Source organism: Halorubrum sp. SP9 (assembly GCF_005435015.1).
Lineage (GTDB): Archaea > Halobacteriota > Halobacteria > Halobacteriales > Haloferacaceae > Halorubrum > Halorubrum sodomense.
Genome location: NZ_SGXU01000404.1, coordinates 1 through 430, shown reverse-complemented (window position 1 = coordinate 430; position 430 = coordinate 1). Strand labels below are relative to the sequence as shown.

Here is a 430-nt window from a genome sequence, read left to right as displayed (position 1 = left end):
TTATCATTGGCTTAGTTTCGCAATCGTATCCAGAACTATATGTGAAACTATATTATAAATTGGGTGTAACATAGATCACATGGGATCCGACAGCAGGCGCACGTTTGATTGTCCAGAGCCCTGTCGTGATGTCCTCAACATTGTCTTAGCAGAGGAAACAACACTTGTGGATGCTGTATCGAGCGGCGAACTTAATCGCAGAGATATTGAGACGTTTCTTCACTATGCGGCTGATCATGATGTCGAACCCGGAATCGTTCCTCTCGTCAAAATCGTCGATACGCTGCTTGAGGAACGCAATGTTCAAACGGGCGGAGATGCGGGTGCGGCGTCGACGAGCTAAGCACGATTTTATCCGTGGTTATCGCGATCGACTAGTTCTCAAACCGGAGGCCAGCACACACGACAGCCACCACCAGTAGCACCCCGC

The 430-nt window shown here is 49.3% G+C and carries 1 protein-coding gene; it reads left to right on the top strand.

Going from position 1 to position 430, the window contains the following annotated elements:
- Window positions 1–79: 79 nt before the first annotated feature.
- Complete coding sequence (locus EXE45_RS18035) at window positions 80–343, top strand: hypothetical protein (protein ID WP_137695131.1); 264 nt, start codon at window positions 80–82, stop codon at window positions 341–343.
- Window positions 344–430 lie beyond the last annotated feature (87 nt).